Origin of the sequence: Nitrosospira briensis C-128 (assembly GCF_000619905.2) — a bacterium.
Classification (GTDB): Bacteria; Pseudomonadota; Gammaproteobacteria; order Burkholderiales; family Nitrosomonadaceae; genus Nitrosospira; species Nitrosospira briensis.
Genome location: NZ_CP012371.1, coordinates 677,312 through 700,717, shown reverse-complemented (window position 1 = coordinate 700,717; position 23,406 = coordinate 677,312). Strand labels below are relative to the sequence as shown.

Below are 23,406 nucleotides of genomic sequence, written 5' to 3'. Positions count from 1 at the left end.
GGGTCGAAAAAAATCATCGGTAATCTTAACAGTGATGCAAGGTTCGGTGATTCAGCGCGGGCAAGCTATTGCGCAAACTGGCCTGATATTCGGGGTTGATCTCCGCAACCACTACGCCTGCTCCACGCGGCAGACGATTGAGTACTACCCCCCAGGGGTCGACGATCATGCTGTCGCCGTGCGTTTCCCGACCATTGATATGATAACCCCCCTGTGCGGGAGCAACCACATACGCGAGATTTTCAATTGCACGGGCACGAATCAACGTTTCCCAATGCGCCTTGCCGGTAGTTGCGGTAAAGGCAGCCGGCGCAAAAATGATATCCACTTGCCCCATGGAACGGTAAAGCTCCGGAAAGCGCAGATCGTAACAAATTGAAAGACCGATCCGGCCAAACGGTGTCTCCAGGGCCACGACTTCACAACCTGCTTCGATGGTTTCTTCCTCGGCATAGCGCTCGTTCCCGAGCTCCAGGCCAAATAGATGTATCTTGTCGTATCGGGCAACCTGCTTCCCTTTGTCATCATACACCAGGCAACTATTTCTAACCTTGTCCGGCTTCGACGATACCAACGGTATGGAACCGCCCACCAACCAGATACCGAGGCGCTTTGCGATATTGCTCAGGAATTCCTGTATCGGCCCGCTATCCACCTGCTCGCGCACCGCTACCTTATCCGCATCCTCCATGCCCATAATACAGAAATATTCGGGTAGCGCCGCCAGCCTGGCCCCTTGGGCGGCTGCTATTTCAAGTAGTCGGGCAGCCTCTTCCAGGTTGCCGGCTATTTTTGGTCCCGCCGACATCTGAATGGCGGCAATACGGATAGGCCCGCTTTTTACTTCTCTTGAGACATCCGTTTCGCGAACGGCTGAGTTATCAAACATTATGATGCAGATTCCATAGACCGCAATAAGAAGGCCTCAGTTCACCCACACTTGGCATCCCCAATAAATCAAGCGTGCAAGCGTGCAGCGTAATAAGGTAGGTGAGACAGAGTAACTGAAAACGATATCTTTATAAAGGGCGTGCTTAAAGCGAAATGTAGTGAAACACCGCATACCATTTTCATTTTACCGTTCTGCTTGGTCTCACGTCATTATTACATCGGGCTCAGACTTGACGAAGTTGCGGCAAAACCACGAAAAAGCCATCTCTTGGTATTCCAATTAAAGGGCATTTACTAAGCGGGGTTCGGAGTGACCGTTCTACAAGAATTCAGGAGCGCGATACTCGGTCCCGCTTTGGTAAAGATACCACTGGCAGACAAACGCCCTATTAAAAATAGTCAGCGGTTGACTGATTGACTTTGACCTGGCCGTTCTTGAGAGATGACTCTGCGAAGCTCTAATCTGAAGGGCTTATTCCTTATACGCAGGGAAATTTCGATTACGGTTGCCACACGATTCCAGCCAGCGCTTTCGAACGCTCTTAAGGACGGCATGTTCGATCGCCAGATGCGCGCATACACATATTTGAACCCTCTATGAGACATATCTCGTGTAGCAAATTGTATGAGGCTTTTACCGATACCCTGCCCGCGCATTTCGGGAAGAACGAATAACTGCACTAACTTTGCTTCTTGATCTGTGAGCGGCCAGAAGTTTCTTTTTTTATAGCGCTCACCGTGCCAGAAAAAACATAGACCGACGATTCGAGAGCCTTCAATACAGGCATACGCGTGAGCATTCTGGCCATGATACCAAGCTTGATCGACAATTATCCTGTCTCTGGCGCTGTCAATTTCCTTTTTTTCAATCGTCTCAAACCTTAATTCCTTTGTTAATAATGGTTTTTCTCCCGCACAGTAGCGCCCATAGATATGGTAAAAGGAATAATCTCGAAGCAAAAGCCGAGCCAAGCTTTTAAGGTATTTTGTCATTAACAATCTCAGGTTCCGAATACCAGCACCGTAACTTTATTGACTTCAGGAATTCAGCTTACTGAGTTGCGTAACGTTTGCCTATTGGACTGAAGTACATCTATTGCAAACGGGTCTATATCATTACTCACCAATTGTGCCGATTGACGCAGAAATACGATTTCTCCCAGTTTTAGCTGTACCTATAGACATCTAATATCCTATGTTAGCAAGCGAGCTCACATTTATCCTTGGATAAGAATTCCATCTGTGCAAACGGAACAGCAGGGAAGAACGTTTCGGGGTCATCAACAGGACCCGGATCAGTATGGTCAAGCATCCGAGTGGCGCTCAAATTGGATGACAGTTTGATGCCTGATGCCGTTAAATTCTATATGAGAGATATTGATCACTACGTCCCACCCTTCATGCGATTGATCCCTACCATCATGGTCCGGTTCGATGAATTTCGGTATTAGACTGATGCGTTATCTGCTGCGCTCAGCCCATTGGTAGCTAATTTGGTTGGACCCATAGATGCCGTTTATTTTGGAGAATCGCCCAAAATACCGACTGGTGTCGTTTTGAATGAAAGTCGCTAAACGCATTATCTACCCCCCCAATTTTATTGTTCATGTTCGCTTGATTCGTGTGCTCCCCCGGCCTTTTTGATAACGGTCGGATCGGTCCAGGTACCGGTAATGTCGTATTCATTGGATGGGGTTGGGTTTTGCATTGCCGTATTTGCAATTGCAGAGGCCACGCCGACCACCGGAGCAGCCAATCCTAATGATGGATTCACTATGATATGCAATTTCTGGGTTTCTGCCTCCAGGTTTATTTCACCGTTTATGGCAACCTTTGCAGCGGGTCCTTCTATTTTAAGATCATCGGTGACGGCCACCCCACGGCCGATTTTCACATCACCAGAGATATTATCGAAACCGAAGCCTTCGCTGAATACATCATGAAAGTCCAATGTGATTCTTCGTGGTAATGATCGCAGGTCGAAAATACCGAACAGTCTGCCAATTCCCGGCTCGAATCTAGGAAACTGCCCTCGCTTGGCACTCACCTTGAAGTTGCCCGACAGCGTAGGGTAATCTACCGATTGTGGACCGCCGGACCACGACAAAACGCCCTCGAGCTTGCCGCTGCCACGTTTCACGCGATCTGGATGGCCAAGGCGCGCCAGAAATAGGCCAATATCGCTCGCCTCTACCGTAAGATTGGCTCGCATAACGGGTTGTGTGGCGCGATTGTGCCATAGGCCGCGCGCCGTTATTGAACTGTCCGAATTGGATATATGCAATTTCTCGATGTGCCAGTTTCTCTCCTCCTGGTTAGCTATCAGTTCAAGTTGGCCCAGTTGCTTCTCGCCAATAAAAAAGTTATCCGCCGTTACGTCAAGGGCAGGCAAATCTCTTTCCTGCTGGGTTTGTGCTCGTACCGCTGATTTGGGTGGACGAGAATTGGCGGGAATTATCAATCTATTCAATCGAGCCACTATTTTACCGTTGCCGGATGGGTCCCAGCTGATACCACCATTGATTTGCTCGCTTGTGATGGTGGAATACCATATCCCGTCTTCCCGGTCGGCGTCCAGGGTGACATCTTTCAGATGGCTTCCCAGAAAGTCGAGCGCGCCAATATGGAAATTGATGCTTGTCAGGCCGAGGCCCGGCCCGGGTTCATTACTGCTTTGTGTCAGCAAGCTACGCCATCGGTCCAGATTCAGGGATGGCATCTCGCCAGTGGCCGATATACCGTTCCGGGGCAAAATGGCGGGCGCCGTGCCAAAACTTACTATACCCCTCTCTACACGATAATTGCCGGCATCATCCCGGCCACGTTCGAATTTTGCCGTTACCAGATCGCCATAGCTCAAGCTTAGCTCGTCGCTATTCGAATCCATGGCTCTCCTCTCGAAACGTAGCCGTGCAGTATCGGTGGCAGCCTTCGAAAAAGGCTCGGGTAAATCGGAGGTAATGCCGACCAGCGATGATTCGATGGATACATCTGCCGACTTGTTGCGTATATCGACGGTGGCCAGCCAATCGGTATCGCCACGCAAATGGCGTCTCCATAACGGTACGGCGCGCGCTGATCCCTGCGGCGGTTCGCTCATTTTGCTGAGGTTAACCTTGCCAACGGCGGATAAACGTATACTACCGTCTGGCATATCAGTGGAGTTTATAACCACCGGTCCGCCAAGGAAATGGGCAGTCATATTTTCTGCCTTTATCCCCGAGCCGGTAAAAGCCACGACACCGTTAATGTCATTCAGGTTGGGCAGGCGAGAGCCCGGATCAATGTGATTATCGATAAACCGATAGCTACCTGATACGTTGACCGCTTCGGGATGATCCAGCGGAATATTGAGCTCGAGCAGCAGTCTTCCCTCTCCAGCGATATTGATGTTATCGACAAGGCTGCCATTGTCGCTGCTGTCCGTGCGCGATGTGGCGAATTTGAAGAATTGCTGCGTCGGGCCGCTTGCTTCCATTTCGCTTCTTAACGTGGCATCGGGCGCAGCCATGTCGGCAATGTTCAAGTTCACCCTGCTTAATTTTGTTCCAGAGATATAGGCTTGGGAAGCATCAAATTCCATGCGGCTGTTATGAAATTGCAGATTCCCGGACATATCCTCTATTCGAGGCCATCCGGGGATGCGATCCAGCGTTACCCCGGACACCTTTGCCTGTAACCTGAAAATACCGCTTTCACCGTGGGCGAAAGGAAATTGGCTCAGGTCTCCCTTGAGATGAAGCCGCGCATCCAGCGCTCCCGCCTCAACGATCGAATCGTCGAGCCAGTCGCGATAATTCACCGCCATCGGCATGTAATGCATCAAATAACGTGCATCGGCACGCGTCAGATTGGCTACCAGGTCGATCCTGCCCGGGCCGTCAACGGTGAAATGGTAAGTTCCGTAAGCCAATCCCGCAGCATTTTTATTGGAAAAGGAAATATTGTTGAACTTGAATGCAACGGAATCCTTATCGGGTAAAACATTCCAGCTCGCCTGACCGGTGAGGATATCCAGCGCCAGCGGCACACGAAATACTTCAGGCAATTCCACGGTGGCATTTTGAGAATTCAGGGTCAGGGTGCCGCCTCGCTCGGTAATGTCGATATTGCCGGAAACGCCCTTGAACGCAGGCAGCCTGCCGGATTTTCTCATCCCCAGATTGGTGAATCCTCCTTTTGCGCTGAAATGGGGTGGCACTGGCAGTTCACCACTCCAGTTTGCCCTGATATGACGAATTTCTCCGCGGGGCGCCATCTTGTTGAGCCGCTCACGCAATGATGCGCTAATTGGCAAGTATTTCACCGCATCTTTCAAAACTTCCAGATTCAGATTGTCGATACTTAATTTCGTTCTATGAGGTTCAGTCACATTAGCAGGCATTGTCTGCAGCGAAAAACTTACCGGCTGTAATATCCACCTTCGTTTGCCACGAGCGGAAGTGCTCAGTTTTTGCGCGAAAATTTCGGTGCCTCCGCCGTTTATCTTTTGCCATCCGACTCTGCCCTGCAAACGGATAAGGTCAAATTCGGGTAAATCCGGTGCCAATTGTGCTCTGACATTACGTAAGCGCATGTCCGTAGTGAGCTTCTTCATATCCGCCCCGTCAATTCCGGCCCACATACGTAGCGCTCCAACGCCTCGATTCAACCTGATTTCTTGTGGGAAAGGCAGCCAGACACCCCAGGCGGCAATGTCGGCATTATCCATCTGCATGAACAGTCGACCTTGCCAAAGATCAGAGTTAGCCAGCGATTCCCCGGTAAAATCGCCGCGCATATCCAACTGTGCAGCAAGCTCGGCGGGCGGCGTGGCGCGTATGCCGAAGCGATGACGGTGACCCCTGTTTTCAAGACGCAAGTTGACGAGTAACTCCAGTTCTGGCGCGCCACGCTGGTCATCCTGCCAGAGAATGCTGGCATTATTGATCCTGACTCGACTCTGATTCAAAAGCCAATCGGAAAAATCGTTTTCACTTCCAGTCAGTTCTTTGCTGAGCGCGAATCCGGCGACGTGGATTACACCTTTGGCATCACGGCGCACGATTAAATCGGGCTGCTCGATCTCGATTTCGCGAAAGTACAGTTTGCCGTGTAATATTGAACGCCATGAAAGCGTGCCTGACAGTTGATTCAACAGCAACGTAATGTCGCCCTCTTTATCATGTACTTTTACGGCGCGCAGCATCATATGAGGGCGGAATCCGTCCCAATTTGCGCTGATCTCACCTATCGTTATGTGCTGCCCGGAGGCATGGCTGATGGCGGAAGCGATATTTTCCCGGTATTGCTCGATATCGGGCAGCAGCCAGTAGCGCAGCAATAGCAGCAGTAAAGAAAAACAGGCTGCAACCACGATCAGCGCCCATGTCAGCAGCCCGGACAACAAGCCGGACCGTGGAGGAGGGGGAGGCGTTATTGATAAGTTCAATAAATAGATCCGGTTGATATGCGTGGGGCGATATGTTCTTCTCCACCTGCGGCTGAGCGGGAAGTATGTTTGTACTTGATCTAACCCGGATGTTTCATAAATTGACGCGCGCCCTTGCTGGTCTTTTGTTTCGTATGAAGATTTCGTTCAGTCGGGTGTATGAATAACTACGCCACTCTTTCACAAAATCTCCCTACGAAACAAAATCCTGCGCAATCATCACGCGAATTCATGAAACATCCGGGCTAAACGATAAGGTGCAAAAACGTGAAAGAGAGATTAGAGATATCCGCACCGTCTTTGTTCAACCCTGATGACCTCATAATACCCATGCAGATGGAATACAGATATTTTGATAATTTATTGTAACTCCGAATCTCGACCATGCATACTGATCGTTCTGCAACTGAAATAATCGAACGCATCCTTCCGTTCAGTCGTTACGCATACCGGATACTGGAGAGCGAGCCTGGATTACGGACCGAGCTCAAGCAAAACTTGCAATCTCCTTTTCTGCGGAAGGAGATGCAAGCATTCCTGAACACGAATGCCAAAGCTGTAAATGACGAGGCATGTCTGAATAGCGTTTTGCGCAGTCTGCGCAAACGGGTAATGCTGCGTCTGGCAGCACGGGATCTGGGAGGCTTGGCGACGCTTGCCGAGGTGATGACGAGCATGACCGATCTGGCGGAGCTCACTATTGATTTCGCCCTGGAGCGTCAACAGACATGGCTGGCTGATCCCGACCGCTATGGCCAGCCAAGAAATACCAAAAACAGAATTCAGGAGATGCTGGTGATCGCCATGGGCAAACTGGGTGGTTGTGAGCTCAACGTTTCCTCGGATGTAGACCTGATTTTCGTCTATCCGGAAGACGGCGAAACCAGCGGCCCCAGATCGATATCCAATCATGATTTTTTTGCTCGTCTTGGGCGGAAACTGATAGGCAGCCTCAACGATATCACGCCGGACGGGTACGTTTTTCGCGTGGATATGCGGTTACGTCCATATGGCGAAAGCGGCCCGCTGGTGATGAGCTTTGCCATGCTTGAAGAATATTTCATCAGCCAGGGGCGCGAATGGGAGCGCTATGCCTGGATCAAAGGCCGAGCTATAGCGGGCCCGCGGGCAGAGAGGGCAGTGATTATCGAACAAATAGCGCAACCATTCGTGTTCCGGAAATATCTGGACTTCGGCGCTTACGAATCCATGCGGGATTTACATGCGCAAATACGCCGGGAGGTAACTCGCCACGAGATGCATGGGGATATCAAGCTCGGGCCGGGCGGGATCCGTGAGATCGAGTTCATTGCCCAATTGTTCCAGCTGATCCGTGGTGGGCGGGATGCCGATTTGCGCATCCGTTCTACACTCGCCACATTGGCGTTGCTGCGGGAAAAACAGCAACTACCAGATAAAACTGTATTGGAGCTCACGGATGCTTATCGCTTTCTGCGCAATCTCGAGCATCGCTTACAGTATCTCGATGATCAACAAACGCAGATGTTACCGGAAACGCATACCGATCAATCATTGATAGCGGTTTCCATGGGCTTCTCTTCCTATGGCGAATTCTTGCAGCGGCTGGATACCCATCGCTGCAATGTTACCCGCCATTTTGAGGATATATTTGCTGCTCCACGCAAACCGCAAACTCATCATTCCTTCGCATGGTTGTGGCCGGAGAGAAACGATGGAGGGATCGAAGCCGAGGTCGCCACTACGCAACTGGTTACGATGGGATTTTCCAGTGCGGAAAAAATTGTGCGGCGCTTACAGGAATTTCATGTAAGTACCCGCTATCGCCAATTGCCGCAAGCGAGCAAAAAGCGCGTTGATGCGCTCATTCCCGCCCTGATCGAAGTGGCTGCCACACTCCCCCCGGCAGACACCACACTGGAGCGTTTACTGCAGTTACTGGAAAGCGTGAGCCGGCGCGCAGCCTATCTCGCGCTGCTGCTGGAGTATCCCCAGGCCCTGGAGCGGGTAGCCAAACTTGTCAGCACAAGCCAGTGGGCCAGCGAGTATCTGAGCAGACATCCCATATTGCTGGATGAGCTGCTCAATCCGGCTGATCTTCAGACCGCGCCGGATTGGTCTCGAGTCAAGTCAAGGTTGATTCAGCAATTAAACGAGGCTTGTGGACCCGCAGGCAATGATATCGAGCAACAAATGGATGTACTGCGGCATTTTCAACACGCTCAGGTATTTCAATTGCTCGCTCAGGATGTGGAAGGATTGCTGCCGCTGGAAACCTTGAGCGATTACCTGACCGATCTGGCAGATCTGATACTTGATTCCGTATTGGGCTTGGCTTGGTCAGGGTTGAGAAAAAAGCACCGGGATGAACCGCCTGCTTTCGGCATCATCGGCTATGGCAAACTGGGTGGGAAAGAATTGGGTTATGCATCGGATCTCGACATCATTTTTCTTTATGACGACAACCATCCTGATGCAGCGGAAATATACGCCAGGCTGAGTCAGCGCATCAACTCCTGGCTGACAAGCTACACTTCAGCCGGCTTGTTGTATGAGACCGATTTACGCCTGCGCCCGAACGGCAGCAGCGGCTTGCTGGTAAGTTCGGTCCAGGCTTTTGATCAATACCAGCGGAATCATGCCTGGGTCTGGGAGCATCAGGCATTGACACGGGCGCGATTCGTAGCGGGAGATGTTCATGTAGGGGAAGCTTTCGAGCGCACTCGCAAGGAAGTGCTTCGCCAGCGTCGCGAACTGGAAAGCCTGAAACGCGAGGTGTCGGCCATGCGGCAAAAAATGCTTGATGCCCATCCCAATTCAAGCGGGTTATTCGACGTCAAGCACGACCGTGGGGGCATTATCGATGTTGAATTCATCGTGCAATACCTGGTCCTGGGCCATGCCTGCGACCATCCGGAATTGACCAACAACATCGGCAACATTGCGCTGCTGCGGCTTGCTGGAAAACTTGGGCTTATCCATGAGGAAACTGCGGAGCGAGCGCTCGGCGCCTATCGGGAATTCCGGCGGATTCAACATCGACTAAGATTGAGCGGGGACTCGGGCCTGGCGGGAACACCCTCGACGGAAGGCAAATCGCGAAAGTTTGCACGAGTTGAAGCAGATTATTTGAAAGACGGATCCTTCGCAGTATTGCGATTGTGGGATGAAGTATTTGGTACATCCCATCTTTAGCCGATCATCTTTGATCTGTGTTTATCCCTTTGCCAACGCTCTGTTGAATTTCAGCGACTGCTGCTGATAAGCAGCGGAGTGGGTGTATGCAGCCAGCGTTTTCATTTTTCAAGGAAAAATGCGTTAGAATACGCAATTCTCAATTTTCTCCGGAGTCCCTGAATGTCAATGTCCAACCGCGACGGCGTGATCTGGAGCGATGGAAAAGTAATTCCGTGGCGTGATGCTACCACTCATGTGCTTACCCACACCCTGCATTATGGGTTAGGCGTATTCGAGGGTTTGCGTGCCTATCAAACGCCCCGAGGCCCTGCGATTTTTCGTCTGCAGGAGCATACGGATCGTTTGTTTAATTCCGCACATATTTTCATGATGAAAATACCTTATGACAAGGCGACGCTGATGGAGGCGCAGCGCGATATGGTCAGGCAGAACAAGCTGGAATCGTGCTATATCCGGCCGATCGTTTTCTACGGCTCCGAAGCTATGGGTATTTCAGCCACGACGCTTTCCGTGCATGTGGCTATCGCAGCTTGGCCATGGGGTGCCTATTTGGGCACGGAGGGCCTGGAAAACGGCATTCGTGTCAAGACATCCTCATTCTCGCGTCATCATGTCAATGTCAACATGTGTCGTGCCAAGTCGGTTGCGACCTACGCAAATTCGATATTGGCTCACCAGGAGGTTGCGACTGACGGCTATGATGAAGCGCTGCTGCTGGATGTGGACGGCTATGTGGCAGAGGGAGCGGGCGAAAATATATTTATCATCAAGCATGGCAAGCTCTATACGCCGGATATGACCTCCTGCCTCGAGGGTATCACGCGTGCTTCCATCCTGACGTTTGCCGAAGAAATCGGAATTCCGGTAATCGAGAAGCGAATTACCCGCGATGAAGTTTATTGTGCTGATGAAGCCTTCTTTACCGGTACTGCAGCGGAAGTGACCCCGATTCGGGAACTCGATAATCGTAGAATCGGCAGCGGAAAACGCGGCCCGATAACGGAAAGGCTGCAAACCATGTTTTTTGACTGTGCCAGGGGCAAGACCGAAAATCATGCCGACTGGCTCACCTACGTCTGATTCCGCGAATCTATATTTGATACAAGCTGAGAGAAACGATGCAGAATCACGCCAGCAATAATAAAGAGCGCCAAATCGAAGTCACCCTTGATGATTTGCCGCTTCATTGCCCAATGCCATCAATGTTGTTATGGAATTCGCATCCCCGCGTGTTCTTGCCGATAGAAGGCACAGGCGAAGCACTATGTCCATACTGCGGTACGCGCTATAAGCTCAAAGGGGGCGCGGCGCCAGGTCATCATTAACGAAAGCCGGTATTTGATGCTGAATACAGAAAGCCATAGTCCTGATCGGTGACTATGGCTGTTTTTTGAACTGTACTCAAATATTGCTATTCAACCTCACGCCAATCTCATGCACACATTCCCGCAAGAAATTTTCAAGGCTTACGATATTAGAGGTATTGTCGGGAAAACACTGACCGCTGAAATCGTCGAAGCCATCGGCCAGGCTATCGGATCTGAAGCACGAACACGCGGACTTGCATCGATAGCGATAGGGCGCGATGGCAGGTTATCAGGCCCGGAATTGGCGCAGGCACTCGCGAAAGGTTTGCAAAAAAGCGGTATCGACGTGATAGACGTCGGGATGGTCGCCACCCCCATGCTCTACTTCGCTGCCCATATGTTGTGCAATTATTCAGGTATTATGGTTACCGGCAGCCACAATCCTCCGGAATATAATGGCTTGAAGATGGTATTGGGCGGTGAAACCTTGGCCGCTGAATCCATTCAAGCCTTGAGTGTGCGGATTGAAAATAATGATTTTTCTTACGGCAATGGCGACTATCGCACGCACGATATTGCCGAAACATATCTTCAACGCATAACCAGCGATGTGAAGCTGACGCGTCCCATGAAAATCGTCATTGATTGCGGTAATGGTGTACCCGGCCGGTATGCACCTGAGCTATATCGCAGATTGGGATGCGAGGTAACCGAGTTGTTCTGCGAGGTTGACGGGACTTTTCCCAATCATCATCCCGACCCGTCCGTTCCCGAGAACTTGCGAGATCTGATTGAGGCGCTTAAAACCGACGATGCGGAAATAGGTCTTGCCTTCGACGGCGACGGTGATCGTGTGGGGGTGGTTACCAAGAGCGGCACCATTATTTATCCCGATCGCCAATTGATGTTGTTTGCTGCCGACGTATTGTCCAGAAATCCGGGCGGACGGATCATTTTTGACGTGAAATGTACTCGCAATCTTGCTCCCTGGATCAGGCAACATGGTGGCGAGCCTATCATGTGGAAGACAGGACATTCATTCATAAAAGGTAAATTGAAAGAAACCGGTGCGTTGCTGGCCGGAGAAATGAGTGGACACATTTTTTTTAATGAACGCTGGTATGGATTTGATGATGGACTCTATGCAGGTGCGCGTCTGCTGGAGCTACTCAGTTCCACAACGGATATCAATCTTGCACTCCATGAAATTCCGGATGCCCTTAGCACCCCTGAGTTGCAGATAAGATTGCAAGAAGGCGAAAACTACCACGTTATCGCGCAATTACAGAAAACTGCGCACTTCGATAATCCGGAGCGCGTGATTACCACCGATGGACTGCGGGTCGAATATAAGGACGGTTTTGGATTGGCACGCTCATCCAATACCATGCCCGTGATCGTGCTACGATTTGAGGCTGACAACGAGGCAGCTTTAAACCGTATACAGAAGGATTTTCGCAAGGTTATTTTACAGGTCAAACCGGATGCGGAGTTGCCGTATTAGGTAACCTCAACAGCGTTCCCGCTTTGCGGTTCAGTTGCCAGTCCAGTTGATCGGCGCGCTCAGCAGTCGTCGCACTTGTTGAAAAGTTCGCTATTATGCGGAATTTCGATTCTTCAACTTGCGGGACAGCACCGGCAATACTTGATATGACAATGTAGTATAATATTATGTGTGGATAAGATGGAATAGGGGCAGAAGGAGGTATTGCTGATTATTATGAACAGAGGAGAAAATACCAAGACTCGTGTTTTGTTTGTTTGCATGGGCAATATTTGTCGCTCTCCCACTGCGGAGGCTGTCTTTAGACATCAAGTTATCGCTGCCGGCTTTGAGAATGCCATCCACATCGATTCCGCCGGTACGCATGATTATCATATCGGTGCACCGCCGGATCCGCGGGCTCAGAAAGCGGCAGCGCGGCGAGGTTATGACGCAACGGAATTGCGCGCGCGTCAGGTGGATGAAACGGATTTCGAGGTTTTTGACTATATTCTGGCGATGGACAGGGCCAACCTGGCCATACTCGAACGAGAATGTCCGCCCCAATACAGCCATAAGCTTGGGTTGTTTATGCAATACAGTGAGCGATATTCGGAAGGCGTGGAGGAAGTGCCTGATCCCTACTTCGGAGGAAATCAGGGTTTCGAGCACGTACTGAATATGGTCGAGGAAGCGGGACGCGGATTGCTCATCCGGCTTCGCGGTGAAAATAGCTAACAGCCTGTCGGATTGAAGAATTGCGGCGAGAGAGTGTCTGGCCGGTCCTACAGGCTGCTTGAGAACGGCGCCTGAACAAGTACTTCGCAGGTGCAGTAAAAAAGGCGGGAGTGTTCTGTCCCGCCTTTTATCTTTTGCAGATACCGAATCCTATTTATGCGTTTCGACTTGCACTAACGGTTCTTCCTGGTTAACTACCGGAGGAGGGGGTGTTCTTTTCCGCCGGCGTTGCGGTAGCGCTGATTCTACTGCCGCCTCGGTTTCAGCCGTTTTTATCTTCTCCGGTTGGGTTTCGATCATGATTAATCCACTCGCCACCAGGTTCAACGGTTCGATTGCCGGCGATCGCTGGGGCAAACGGGTTTCTTCCCGTTCGGGTACAGGGATCATTACCTCGATATCGGCAGCGGCAGCTCCATTGTTTGTGTTGCCAATTTCAATTTCATCCGGAGACGGTTCCGGTATGGTTGTGATAGAGGCGGGCGAGCTTGCTGTTGCTAGTTCCTTAACGGGTTCATGAGCGGACTCATGAATGGGTTCCTGAACGGTTTGCTGCTTATCCTGCTCCGTTTCCGGCTCGGGCGCTATCGGGACAGGTAAGGGCGAGGTCGGTGCTGCCGACACTGGCTGGGTAATTACCGGCATATCAATTACCGGCATATTTTCATCCTCATGCAAAGATTCAGAATGAGGGTTACCCGTTGATTCCGAAGGTGTCTCCGCTCCCTGCAGAGGAGGGAGGGTAAGGATGAGCGCCGATGGCTCCTGCATTGATGCGGAAAGGGTTTCCGGAATGGGGCTTTTTTCATGCGTCGCCTGGTCAGCGGCTCGCTGAGTGTGAGAATCTGTCACCGCTGACTGTTTATTTTCATGGGGAGCCCGCTCTGTGCGGTCGCCCCGATCACGCTGCCTCCCGCCACGACGTCTACGTCGTCCGCTGTCTTCACCCTGCTGCAAGGTTTCTTCAGCTACAGGCTGTTCTTCTGGTCGTGATTTGAGTTCGGTTCGGATTTTCTCTTCGCGTGGTGGCCGCGGATGCTTTTTTTGAGCGGAGCGTTCACCCTGCAACTTCGCATCACTACGTTCCCCACGCTGAGGCGTAGCGTCCCGGGCAAGACTTGATGCATTAGCGGCTTCACCGCCATGCTCACCACGATCGTCGCGCCCACGCTGAGTGACCCGCGGTGTTTTTTCGTGCTCGCCATCGCGCACTTCGCGCCCGCGCTCCCGTCGACCACGGCCGCGGTCTACTCGTTGCGGACCGGTCTTTACCTGCTCTGGCCGCATGTTTTTTTCTGCCACACCCATCTGCTTGAACCAGCTGAATATTCTATCCAGAAAAGAAAGCTGCTCGGGTTCATGATGAGGTTTATGCTCACGTATCGGAGCGGGTTGCGGCGGCGTAATACCTCGCACAGCAGCTTGCTGCCGTGCCGGCTTGGCCTCCTGCGCAGCTGAGGGTAACGAAATTTCCGGGGCCGGTTTCTCCACCATTTGATAGCTGGTTTGAATTTCACCCAGTTTCACATCGTCATGGCGCAAGCGGGTGATGTTGTAGTTCGGTGTTTCGAGATGAATATTCGGAATCAGTACTACACTTACCTTTAATCGGGCTTCGATTGCATGAATTTCCGAGCGCTTCTCATTCAATAGATAGGTAGCCACATCAACCGGTACTTGAGCGTGAAGCACGGCGGTATTCTCTTTCATCGCTTCTTCCTGAATTATCCTGAGAATGTGCAATGCAGAGGAATCAGTGCCGCGGATGTGTCCGGTGCCATGACAACGCGGACAGGAGATATAACTGCTCTCACCCAGCGAAGGACGCAGGCGTTGACGCGATAGTTCAAGCAAACCAAAACGGGAAATCTTGCCCATCTGCACGCGTGCGCGGTCATAACGCAACGCATCATGCAGCCGGTTTTCCACCTCACGTTGGTTACGAGCGATTTCCATGTCGATGAAGTCAATCACTACGAGTCCGCCCAGGTCGCGCAGACGCAACTGCCGTGCGATTTCTTCGGCGGCTTCCAGGTTCGTGTTGAGCGCTGTTTGCTCGATATCCGAACCACGGGTGGCCCGTGCCGAGTTTACGTCAACCGACACCAGTGCTTCAGTGTGATCGATAACGATAGCACCGCCCGAGGGTAGTGTAACTTGCCGCGAATAAGCGGTCTCGATCTGGTGCTCAATCTGAAAACGTGAAAATAGTGGCACATCGTCGCGGTAGAGTTTGACCCGGTTGACATTGGCCGGCATGACGTGGCTCATGAACTGGCACGCCTGCTCATAGATACTTTCAGTATCGATCAGGATTTCGCCGATCTCCTGATGAAAGTAATCTCGTATGGCGCGGATTACCAGACTGCTTTCCTGATAAATCAGGAAAGCGCCGCTTTGGCTGCTGGAAGCATCTTCAATGGCGCGCCACAATTGCAGCAAATAATTGAGATCCCACTGCAATTCTTCTTCACTTCGCCCTATTCCAGCGGTACGGGCTATAATGCTCATGCCGGAAGGAATGCTCAGTTGTGCCATGACGTCACGCAGTTCCGCGCGGTCTTCGCCCTCTATGCGGCGAGATACACCTCCGCCGCGAGGATTATTGGGCATCAGGACCAGATAGCGGCCTGCCAGGGAAATATAGGTGGTTAGGGCAGCCCCCTTGGTTCCGCGTTCATCCTTGTCCACCTGAACGATGAGCTCCTGGCCTTCACGGAGCGCATCCTGGACGCGAACGCGGGCTGGGTCTGCATTTTCCTTGAAATAAGAGCGGGAAATTTCCTTGAATGGCAGAAAGCCATGCCGTTCCCCGCCGTACTCGACAAAAGCGGCTTCGAGACTCGGCTCAAGGCGGGTAATAACGGCTTTGTAGATATTGCTCTTGCGTTGTTCCTTGCCGGCAGATTCAATGTCGAGGTCAATCAGTTTTTGACCATCAACAATGGCGACACGCAGTTCTTCCGGCTGTGTCGCATTAAATAGCATGCGTTTCATTTTATGCCCCCCGCGCTCTGGTCACGGGTAGATAGCCTACGCGCGAAGAGGAAAGTCCCCCGACGCAGCGTATACGAGAGCTTTTAGTCAGGCAACTTTGTCATGTATGTCGGGCTGCTGGTGTAAGATGACTATTTCTCTGGCTTGTCACAGTGGCCCTGCTTTTCTGACAAGCAGAGCCAGGAAATTAAGTTTCAATCAGGCTTCGACTATGGCTGCCCGCAAGCGGGCGCTACGAAACTGAAAACTGAAATCGACGTGTGCTTCGAGCGCGTAAATCCATTACTATCGCTACTTTAGTGGTGAGCGACGTTAACCAGATTTCGGGATTGGCTCTTATACCTCGGACAAAATCCCATCAACAGCGCCACTTTACGCACCGGATAAAGGATAGGCTGGAACCCCGAATTGGCAAGTATAAGTAGAACTAAGGATTTAGGCAAAGAATTTCCTCTGAGTCCGGCGGTTACAGAAATTATAGGCGAGGACAGTAAAGGTCAGCGTATCGATAATTTCTTGATCAAACGCCTGAAAAATGTGCCTAAAAGTCATATCTACCAGCTATTGCGAAGCGGGCAGGTTCGACTTAACAGCAAGCGCATCGGTGCGGATTGTCATCTTCAACTGGGCGATATGGTACGTATACCACCGGTGAGGATGGCGGAAAGAAGTTCTGCACCCAGAAAGAAAGTAACTAAAAGCCAATTTATTCCATTCGAAATCTTATTTGAGGACGAAGCCCTTATCGTCATCAATAAGCCTGCGGGAGTCGCAGTGCATGGTGGCAGCGGCGTGAGTTTCGGTGTCATCGAGCAATTACGCGCCCAGCACCCCGACTGGAAATTTCTGGAACTGGTCCATCGCCTCGACAGGGAGACTTCCGGGATTTTGCTCCTGGCCAAGAACCGGGCTGCGCTCGTTGAATTGCACCGGGTGATCCGTGCAGGGATGATGGAAAAGCGGTACCTTACGCTGGTAAAAGGCAATTGGCGCAATACGAGACAAAGCGTCAAGCTGTTTCTCAGGAAATACGTGACGCCCGCGGGCGAACGGCGCGTGGCGGTGATTGCCGATGGGAAAGGAAGCGAAGAGGGAAAGAGCTCTCACACCGTTTTTAATCTGAAAAAATCCTGGCAGAATTTCAGTCTGCTGGAAGCGGAGTTAAAAACGGGCCGTACTCATCAAATTCGCGTGCATCTCGCTCATCTGGATTTCCCCATAGCAGGCGACGATAAGTATGGAGACTTCGCATTGAACAGGGAACTGATGAGGCTTGGCCCCGAACGAGGTCTCAAGCGCATGTTCCTGCATGCCTTTATCATCGAAGTTACGCATCCGGTAACCGGGAGAAAGCTTCGTATTGAGGCGCCGCTGGCGGAAGACCTACGCAAATTTTTGCTTGAGCTGGATGCCGATAGTACGCCTTTGTGCCCATAATCCTGAATCCGGTAGATGGACGGGGTGAAGTGTACGGTTTTTGTGGTGCAGGGCAAGGCGCAACGACGCGGAATGCGACCGCGCAGGGCGGAGCAGTGCCTTCCGCAGGAAGGTGCGACCCCGAAGCGGGATGCGGGCGCCCCCTTGCGTGCGGAACGCGATCGCGGCATCCCCTGCGCTGTCCGATCCCCGCTTCGCGGGGTCCTCGGGCGACGCTTCGGGGCGCCGTTCCATTCCAAGAAGTTGCATCGCAGCCATGTGCCGCAAAAACCGTGCAATTCGCCCCGTAGCGCCCTTACCCGGAAGGTGAGCGTCAAATAATATGAAATATTGTTATTAATCATAATACTGATCTATTAAATGAGCGGTCAACTACCGGATTTAGGATAATGGGCTCGGCGAGCGATATACCTGATTTTTGCGGCGGTGAGAGGCCTGCCAGGATTCTGTCCCTGACTCAGGCAAGGGGAAGGGGTTTGCGGAAATAGGGTAGAAAGCGTAACGTTTTGGTTGAACTCGGTTCCGCGCAGTTCGCTATATCACTTCATTGGAAGGATTGAAATAACATGGCAGATTCAGAAAATCGCAACGAAGGGTGGGAAAAGCAGGTGCTTGAAAAACTGGCGCTCTCTTCTTTGCAGGAACAGCGCAGGGCGCGTCAATGGAGCATATTTTTCAAGTCGCTTACATTTATCTATTTGTTTATTTTGTTATTCATCTTCTCTGGCTGGTTTAGTGGGGACGATATGTCCATGTCGCGTAAACATACTGCCCTGGTAGAGCTGCGGGGCGTAATCTCTCCCGATAGCGTTAGCAGCGCTGATAATATCAACGCCGGCTTGCAGCATGCGTTCAAGGATGCAAAAACGCAGGGCGTGATCCTGCGCATCAACAGCCCGGGCGGCAGTCCGGTACAGGCGGGGTACATCAATGATGAGATCCGCCGTCTGCGTGCCGAGTACCCGGAAATTCCTCTTTATGCCGTAGTAGAAGACATCTGTGCATCCGGTGGTTACTATGTTGCCGTCGCTGCCGATAAAATTTACGTGGATAAAGCGAGCATGGTCGGTTCCATCGGCGTGCTGATGAACGGATTCGGTTTTACGGGCGCGATGGAAAAACTTGGTGTCGAACGGCGGCTGCTCACCGCAGGGGAAAACAAGGGCTTTCTTGATCCTTTCTCGCCTCCCAATCCGGGTCAGGAGGAATACGCCAAAAAAATGCTGAACGATATCCACGAACAATTTATTCAGGTAGTGAAGGAGGGAAGGGGGGGGCGCCTGAAGGAAACACCGGAGATATTCAGCGGCATCGTCTGGACAGGTCAAAAAAGCATAGAACTGGGGCTTGTCGATGCGATAGGCAGTGCAGACTATGTCGCGCGGGAAATTATCAAAGCTGAACACATCGTGGATTACACGACCCGGGAAGGATTCAGCGAGCGTCTCGCCCGGCGCTTCGGCGCGGTAGCGGCGGAGGCACTGATTACCACGGGAATCAGTGGAGGGTTGCGGTGATTACAATTTTGCCTGATCGGTCAGCCCTGCAGCAAAAAGATGGCGGGTTTGTCATGAACATCGGGCAAAGCTTGTTTCCATTCTCGGATTGTTCTGGTTGAAATGAATTCATCTGCCAGGGTGAGGTTGCAGGCGATGCAAAGAGCAGTGTCATCACGGCAGGTGGAAAGAATGGATTCCAGCAACTTTTGGTTACGATATGGCGTCTCGATAAATATCTGGGTTTGATCGCCGGTTAACGAATTTTTTTCCAGCTCAACTATTTTTTTGGTACGCCTGTCATTTTCAACGGGAAGGTAACCGTGAAATGTGAAGCGCTGACCGTTCAATCCCGACGACATCAGCGCCAGCAGTATGGAGGATGGCCCTACCAGCGGCACCACCCTGATATTTTTTTGATGAGCAAGGCGCACTAACCCTGCCCCAGGGTCCGCTACCGCCGGAGAGCCCGCTTCAGATAAGAGTCCGATATCGCTGCCTTCGAGGAGGGGTGCAAGCAGTTTTTCATATTCCCTGGTTTGAGTGTGTTCATCCAATACCTGCATGCTGATTTTCTGTATTGGCAGGACGCAACCGATCTGTTTCAGAAACCGCCTCGCGGTCTTTGGGTGCTCGACAATATAATGATCAAGTGCCGCTACACATTGTCGGACAGCGGGGGGGATTATCCAGGTGATATCACTTGGGCCCAAGGGAGCGGGAATGAGATAGAGAGTACCGGAATTCACACTATTTCCACACCTTCGCGCGTCAGCATTTCCACCAGTGCAATCAGCGGTAACCCGATCAGTGCACTGGGATCCTCGCTTACGATATGTTCGATCAATGCGATCCCCAATCCCTCGAGCTTGGCGCTTCCGGCACAGTGATACGGCTGTTCTCTATCGAGATAATTGTCAATTTGCCGGTCGCTTAGTTCACGGAATTTGACGCGGGACGAGACAAGTCGTATCTGCATATTGTCTTTATCGCTATTCAGCAGGCTCAAGGCAGTATGGAATACAACCTCTTTTCCGCGGATGAGGCGCAACTGCTGGGTCGCATTTGCATGATTGAGCGGTTTGCCGAGCTGAATCCCCTCCAATACCGCTACCTGGTCAGCGCCTATGATCAAGGCATCAGGGTGACTCACGGCAACCATGCGCGCCTTTGCGGCGGCCAAGCGCAAGGCAGTCGTGTCAGGACGCTCTTCGGCCAGGGGGGTTTCGTCTATTTCCGGATTATAAACTTCAAATGGAATTTGCAAGCGCCGAAGCAGTTCGTGGCGATATATGGAACTGGATCCCAACACAAGTCGCTGGGCAATTCGTTGTGTTTTCAAAGTTTATCTTTATCAGGTTTTTGACACTCAGAGGCAAAAAATATATTATGCGCGCCGTATACATACTACATACACGCCCACAAGAATACATGCCGGCAGATTTTAATCTTAAATACACAAACTTATCAATTGAATAGCATTGACGGATAAAATTGAAGCGGGGTGGTGGGCAATACGCGAAAGAGAATATTCGCATTTCATTTTATAAAAAAGATTTCTACTCTTATGCCGGTACGACTCATCATTGATGCTCTCGATTTTGCCCGTAATGCCGGGGCGCATCATGGTAAAATCGCGTTGTCCGAGCTCGATCGGTTACAGGATTATCTGACATCCGGCGGCGGCGAGTTGCAATACGCGATAACTGGCGCGCTGGACATAAATGCCAGGCCGCTCCTGAAAATAGCTGTTCAGGGGTCGATAAATCTCTGTTGCCAGCGTTGTCTGGGCGAATATGGATATGTGCTGGATTTGCGGGCGTATCTGCTGCTGGCGCAAAATGAAAATGAGCTGTCCCGCCTTGATGAAGATGAGTCGGTCGAGTGTGTTCTGGCGACCCCTGACATGGATGTTGTGGCGCTGATCGAGGACGAAATAATCCTGAGTTTGCCACTTTCCCCACGTCATCGGGAAAGCGAATGCTCGATCAAGCAGGATGGTAAGGATACGGCAGGGGAAAGATCGCTTTTTGCTGCCTTGGCGGCACTGAAAAGCCTGCATTGAAAATATATTTAAGGAGCTGAATACCATGGCAGTCCAACAGAACAAGAAATCCCCATCCAAGCGCGGCATGCACCGTTCGCATGATTCTCTCACCAGTTCGCCGTTGACGGTGGACCCTGGTACTGGCGAAGTACATTTGCGTCACCACATCAGCCCCACCGGTTATTACCGGGGCAGAAAGGTCGTCAAAGCAAAAGGAGATTAAATCGCCCCGCCGTTCTGGGGATCAAATCTATCCCCACCTCAAGGGCGTTCCAAAATTGAATATCACCGTAGCGGTAGACTGCATGGGTGGCGATCACGGCCCTCATGTGACGGTTCCTGCAGTCGTCGAGTATCTCCATCGTAACACTGGAAGTGACATCATTCTGGTTGGACTGCCCGACGTTATCGAAACTGAATTGCGCGCCGCCAAGGTTGCCCCCAGCTCCCGGTTGAGGATTCACTCCGCAAGTGAAGTAGTGGGCATGGACGAGTCGCCCGCCCTCGCATTGCGAGGTAAGAAAAACTCTTCGATGCGAGTCGCTATCAACCTGGTAAAGAGTGGTGAAGCACAGGCATGCGTCAGCGCGGGTAACACCGGCGCATTGATAGCAACGTCCCGGTTTGTGCTGAAAACACTTCCTGGAATCGACCGGCCGGCTCTGGCCGTGGTATTGCCCACCATAAAAGGGCACACTTATGTGCTTGATTTAGGTGCCAACGTGGACTGTAGTGCGGAGCATCTGCTTCAATTCGGGGTGATGGGGGCAACCTTGATATCTTCCGTTGAAAACAATGAGAAGCCCAGCATCGGCTTGCTGAATATAGGCGAGGAAGAGATCAAGGGCAATGAGGTAGTGAAACGGGCAGCAGAGCTGCTGCGTAACAGCGGCCTTAATTTTTACGGCAATATCGAAGGTAACGACATCTATAAAGGAACAACCGATGTGGTTGTATGTGACGGATTCGTGGGTAACGTGGCCCTGAAAACTTCGGAAGGGGTGGCGCAAATGCTTTCCACTTACTTGCGTGAGGAATTCAGGCGCAATCTATTCACAAAATTCGCGGGACTCATCGCCTCGCCAGTCATTAATGCATTCAAGCGCCGGGTGGATCACCGCCGATACAATGGTGCCAGTTTGCTGGGGTTGCGCGGGGTCGTCATTAAAAGCCATGGCTCGGCTGATAGTCACGCGTTTGGTTTCGCTATTGCCCGGGCGGTGGATGAGGTTCGCAGCGGAATGCTGAATCACATCAGCGAACGGGTTGCGCAGCTGCCGCATCATCCGGAAAGCTCATCCTTATATCCTCGGCCTCTGGCGGAAGAGAGTCGCGCATGATGTACTCCAGGGTTATCGGGACAGGCAGCTATTTGCCTGAAAAAATCCTCACCAATCTTGATCTTGAGCAAATGGTGGATACCAGCGACGAGTGGATACGCAGTCGTACCGGTATCGCGCAGCGGCACATCGCGGCGGATGGCCAGATGGCGAGCGATCTGGCGCTCAATGCCAGCCGTGAAGCAATGAAGGCCGCGAAGATCGATGCTGGAGAGATCGATCTGATTATTGTCGCCACCACGACGCCGGACGTGATTTTTCCCAGTACGGCCTGCATTCTGCAGGATAAGCTCGGCGTGAAGGATTGCGCTGCATTTGACGTGCAGGCGGTATGCAGCGGCTTTATCTATGCGCTTGCCACCGCTGATATGTTTATTCGTGCCGGAAAATATCGTACGGCTCTGGTCGTCGGGGCGGAAGTCTACTCGCGCATACTCGACTGGAGCGACCGTAGTACCTGCGTGCTATTCGGCGACGGCGCAGGTGCTGTCGTACTCACCCGGAGCGATCGCCCGGGAATAATTTCAAGCCATCTTCATGCGGATGGAAGCTATAAGGGTATCCTGACGGCGCCTGGAAGCTTTTCTCATGGCAAGATTCAAGGCAACCCGTTTGTTATGATGGAAGGTAATACGGTCTTCAAATTTGCTATAAAAGTCCTGGAAGATGTTGTGCGCGAGGCTTTGGCGGAAAATAATCTGGAGGTATCCGATATTGACTGGCTGATTCCCCATCAGGCTAATATCCGTATCATTATTTCCACGGCAAAAAAATTGGGTATACCGATGGAAAAGGTGGTTGCCACGCTGGACAAGCATGGCAACACTTCAGCCGCCTCCATTCCGCTGGCGCTGGATGTTGCCGTACGCGATGGCCGCATTCAATCCGGTCAGCATGTACTTCTGGAGGGCGTAGGAGGAGGATTTACCTGGGGAGCGGTATTGATTTCATGGTAGAGCCGCCAACCTCCGCGTAAATCACAAGAAGCGTGCTTTTACCGTCTGATTATCCCTCGCTTTTATTGTTTGTCGCAATAAGGCATTAGAAGAATGCTATTTCCTA

18 protein-coding genes are annotated in these 23,406 nt (G+C 51.6%); 12 read left to right on the top strand and 6 right to left on the bottom strand.

Features of this window, described 5'->3' with window-relative positions; genetic code table 11:
• Window positions 1-25: 25 nt before the first annotated feature.
• The 3 genes from F822_RS03185 to F822_RS03175 form a co-directional block, all read right to left on the bottom strand.
• Window positions 26-889 (bottom strand): carbon-nitrogen hydrolase family protein, encoded by an 864-nt coding sequence (locus tag F822_RS03185; protein ID WP_025040583.1) that lies wholly within the window; start codon window positions 887-889, stop codon window positions 26-28.
• A gap of 401 nt (window positions 890-1,290) precedes the next feature.
• Window positions 1,291-1,884, bottom strand: a complete 594-nt coding sequence (locus tag F822_RS03180; protein WP_025040582.1) for a GNAT family N-acetyltransferase — start codon at window positions 1,882-1,884, stop codon at window positions 1,291-1,293.
• A 604-nt stretch (window positions 1,885-2,488) separates the two neighbouring features.
• On the bottom strand, window positions 2,489-6,322 hold the full coding sequence (locus F822_RS03175; RefSeq protein WP_231623559.1) for a YhdP family protein: 3,834 nt from the start codon (window positions 6,320-6,322) through the stop codon (window positions 2,489-2,491).
• Between the two features lie 384 nt (window positions 6,323-6,706).
• Between F822_RS03175 and glnE the strand changes: the two genes are divergently transcribed.
• The 5 genes from glnE to F822_RS03155 all read left to right on the top strand — a co-directional run bounded on the left by glnE (window position 6,707) and on the right by F822_RS03155 (window position 13,027).
• The gene (glnE, locus tag F822_RS03170) at window positions 6,707-9,496 is read left to right on the top strand and encodes a bifunctional [glutamate--ammonia ligase]-adenylyl-L-tyrosine phosphorylase/[glutamate--ammonia-ligase] adenylyltransferase (protein ID WP_036575406.1); all 2,790 of its coding nucleotides are present in this window, start codon (window positions 6,707-6,709) and stop codon (window positions 9,494-9,496) included.
• 162 nt (window positions 9,497-9,658) lie between these two features.
• The gene (locus F822_RS03165; protein WP_025040579.1) at window positions 9,659-10,579 is read left to right on the top strand and encodes a branched-chain amino acid transaminase; all 921 of its coding nucleotides are present in this window, start codon (window positions 9,659-9,661) and stop codon (window positions 10,577-10,579) included.
• A gap of 38 nt (window positions 10,580-10,617) precedes the next feature.
• The gene (locus F822_RS14810) at window positions 10,618-10,824 is read left to right on the top strand and encodes a zinc-finger domain-containing protein (protein ID WP_082204591.1); all 207 of its coding nucleotides are present in this window, start codon (window positions 10,618-10,620) and stop codon (window positions 10,822-10,824) included.
• Between the two features lie 109 nt (window positions 10,825-10,933).
• Window positions 10,934-12,310, top strand: coding sequence for a phosphomannomutase/phosphoglucomutase (locus F822_RS03160; protein WP_025040578.1), 1,377 nt, complete (start codon window positions 10,934-10,936; stop codon window positions 12,308-12,310).
• Window positions 12,311-12,526: 216 nt separating this feature from the next.
• On the top strand, window positions 12,527-13,027 hold the full coding sequence (locus F822_RS03155; protein ID WP_025040577.1) for a low molecular weight protein-tyrosine-phosphatase: 501 nt from the start codon (window positions 12,527-12,529) through the stop codon (window positions 13,025-13,027).
• Window positions 13,028-13,177: 150 nt separating this feature from the next.
• Here the strand turns inward: F822_RS03155 and F822_RS03150 are convergent, their stop codons facing one another.
• Window positions 13,178-16,024, bottom strand: a complete 2,847-nt coding sequence (locus F822_RS03150) for an Rne/Rng family ribonuclease (RefSeq protein ID WP_025040576.1) — start codon at window positions 16,022-16,024, stop codon at window positions 13,178-13,180.
• Between the two features lie 417 nt (window positions 16,025-16,441).
• Between F822_RS03150 and F822_RS03145 the strand changes: the two genes are divergently transcribed.
• The 3 genes from F822_RS03145 (at window position 16,442) to F822_RS03135 (ending at window position 18,978) form a co-directional block, all read left to right on the top strand.
• On the top strand, window positions 16,442-17,461 hold the full coding sequence (locus tag F822_RS03145) for an RluA family pseudouridine synthase (RefSeq protein WP_407938243.1): 1,020 nt from the start codon (window positions 16,442-16,444) through the stop codon (window positions 17,459-17,461).
• A 15-nt stretch (window positions 17,462-17,476) separates the two neighbouring features.
• A complete protein-coding gene (locus F822_RS03140) occupies window positions 17,477-17,782 on the top strand; it encodes a hypothetical protein (RefSeq protein ID WP_025040574.1) in 306 nt (101 codons plus the stop codon).
• Window positions 17,783-18,027: 245 nt separating this feature from the next.
• The gene (locus F822_RS03135; RefSeq protein ID WP_025040573.1) at window positions 18,028-18,978 is read left to right on the top strand and encodes a S49 family peptidase; all 951 of its coding nucleotides are present in this window, start codon (window positions 18,028-18,030) and stop codon (window positions 18,976-18,978) included.
• A gap of 20 nt (window positions 18,979-18,998) precedes the next feature.
• Here the strand turns inward: F822_RS03135 and F822_RS03130 are convergent, their stop codons facing one another.
• A complete protein-coding gene (locus F822_RS03130; RefSeq protein WP_025040572.1) occupies window positions 18,999-19,706 on the bottom strand; it encodes an SAM-dependent methyltransferase in 708 nt (235 codons plus the stop codon).
• Window positions 19,703-20,299, bottom strand: a complete 597-nt coding sequence (locus F822_RS03125; protein ID WP_025040571.1) for a Maf family nucleotide pyrophosphatase — start codon at window positions 20,297-20,299, stop codon at window positions 19,703-19,705. Before F822_RS03125 ends, F822_RS03130 begins: the two co-directional genes overlap by 4 nt.
• 225 nt (window positions 20,300-20,524) lie before the next feature.
• Between F822_RS03125 and F822_RS03120 the strand changes: the two genes are divergently transcribed.
• Genes F822_RS03120 through F822_RS03105 form a run of 4 tightly spaced genes read left to right on the top strand, consistent with a single transcriptional unit; the run spans window position 20,525 to window position 23,300 of the window.
• Window positions 20,525-21,022, top strand: coding sequence for a YceD family protein (locus tag F822_RS03120; RefSeq protein WP_025040570.1), 498 nt, complete (start codon window positions 20,525-20,527; stop codon window positions 21,020-21,022).
• A 25-nt stretch (window positions 21,023-21,047) separates the two neighbouring features.
• Entirely contained in the window at window positions 21,048-21,227 is a 180-nt protein-coding gene (gene rpmF, locus F822_RS03115) for a 50S ribosomal protein L32 (protein WP_025040569.1), read from the top strand.
• Window positions 21,228-21,282: 55 nt separating this feature from the next.
• Window positions 21,283-22,344, top strand: a complete 1,062-nt coding sequence (plsX, locus tag F822_RS03110; RefSeq protein WP_025040568.1) for a phosphate acyltransferase PlsX — start codon at window positions 21,283-21,285, stop codon at window positions 22,342-22,344.
• The gene (locus F822_RS03105) at window positions 22,341-23,300 is read left to right on the top strand and encodes a beta-ketoacyl-ACP synthase III (protein WP_025040567.1); all 960 of its coding nucleotides are present in this window, start codon (window positions 22,341-22,343) and stop codon (window positions 23,298-23,300) included. The genes plsX and F822_RS03105 overlap by 4 nt, the downstream gene beginning before the upstream one ends.
• Window positions 23,301-23,406: the final 106 nt, after the last annotated feature.